The organism is Polynucleobacter sphagniphilus, from assembly GCF_029892205.1.
GTDB lineage: Bacteria > Pseudomonadota > Gammaproteobacteria > Burkholderiales > Burkholderiaceae > Polynucleobacter > Polynucleobacter sphagniphilus.
This window is the reverse complement of the sequence record NZ_JARXVX010000018.1, coordinates 1-1,912: the sequence shown is the minus strand read 5'-3', so window position 1 is coordinate 1,912 and position 1,912 is coordinate 1. Positions and strand designations below refer to the sequence as shown.

The following is a 1,912-nucleotide window of genomic DNA, read 5'->3' as shown; positions in this document are numbered from 1 at the left end:
TCGAATTTGGCTGTTAGCGGTGTGGATGCCTCTAATTACACCTTCACCTTAGTTAATAAGAACATCACCATTACGCCTTATGTCGTTACACCTGGCTCTACCACCGGCCCTCGTTTGACAACCGCAGCTAATAACAAGGTCTATGACACGACTACTGCTGCCACAGGTAGTTTGGCGATGGCTGGATTGTTCCCGGGAGATTCTGTTGCTGTTAATTACAGTAGCGCTGCCTTTGCTAGTGCCAACGTCAATCTGCCAGCTAGCCCACAAACTGTGGCATTTAGTGGTGTGACTTTGTCTGGTGCATCAGCAAGCAACTACAGCATTGCTAGCGGGGCAATTACTGCCACTGCCAACATTACGCCTGCGCCAGTCACCATCAGTGGTTTGGTTGCAAATAATAAGGTGTACACATCCACCACTGCTGATGTAATTTCAGGCACGCCGATTGTGACTGGCTTGTTAGGTACTGATACCTCAACAGCAAGCGGCACAGCCATAGGCACTTTTGCATCTCCAAATGTTGCAAACGGCATTACGGTTTCAGCAAATTTAAGTGGTATGACCTTAAGTAATGGCAATTATGTGATTACTGGTTTGACTGCGCCTTTGGCGGCCAACATTACACCAGCACCATTAACCATTAGTTCTGGTTTAGTTGCGCAGAGCAAGGTCTATGACACTACTACAGGCGCAACAATTGCGGCAGTAGGTACGCAGACATTGTCTGGTGTACTGGGTTCAGATGCGGCAAATTTAGATGTAAGCTCAAGCGGTCCATACACTGGCACCTTCAGTCAAACAAACGTTGGCACTAGTTTGGCTGTTACTCCGACAACAACTACAACTAATATCAATGGCTTAAATTACACCACCATGGCTGGAGTGAGTTTAAGTGGCTCAGCTGCTGGCAATTACTATGTCACAGGTCCAGCAACTACGCTTACCGCAAACATAACTAAAGCATCTTTAACAATTACTGCAAATAACCAAGCCTCTTTTATTACACAACCTGCAGGCACATTATCTTATTCATCCATTGGCTTGCTAGGTAGCGACACAATTTCTGCTGTAACTCTGGCAACGGCTGCATCGAATATCCAACCGGCTGGTCAATATGCCATTACCGCATCTAATGCAACTGGAGCAGCAATTGGTAACTACCAGGTAACGTATGCGCCAGGCACATACACTATTGTTCCTGCTGGTCAGCTTCTGATTCAGAGTAGTGGGGCGGTGACGCCTTATACAACTGCAGCAACTTTTGCCAACCCAACGGTAGCTTATGCAACCTCTAGTGGCGCTGTGATTAATAATCTTTACCTCACAGCGAGCAGCACGGTAAATGGTATCACTACCTATACTTATTCTGATGGAGCAGGTGCAAGCTTGAGCTTTAACTTTGCGCCTACTAACCCAGTTATGAGTGGTTCAAATAATGTAAGCGTTGGCACCTATGGCCTATCTGCAGCCAACTTTGTAATCACCGGCAATAACATCACCAACATCTCTCCAGTGGTCACTGGGGACCTAACGGTTACTCCACGGGCAATCACAATCATTGCGACACCTGCCACCTATGTATATAACGGTACCGTCAGAGTATTGGCTAATAACGCCGCCACCGCTGGTATTGTTGCGGGGGATTTGGTAACTATTTCAGATACAACGGCAGGCAAGAATGTCGGTAATTATTTCTCTGCATTGGCAACGGCTGGCGCAGACGCTAGAAACTACCAAACAAGCTTTGTAAATGCTAATTTGGCGATTACTCCATACGTATTGGGCTCGGGAGCAGGCGGCCCGGCAATTAGCGCTTCTGCAAATAATAGGGTCTACAACACAACTACTGACGCAACCGGTAGCTTGGCGATGACTGGTTTATTCCCGGGCGATGTTGTGACGGCTAATT

The 1,912-nt window shown here is 47.1% G+C and carries 1 protein-coding gene; it reads left to right on the top strand.

The window, feature by feature from the left end:
* The coding region (locus M2125_RS10880) for a YDG domain-containing protein (RefSeq protein ID WP_280742980.1) at positions 1-1,912 on the top strand (1,912 nt) is incomplete at both ends.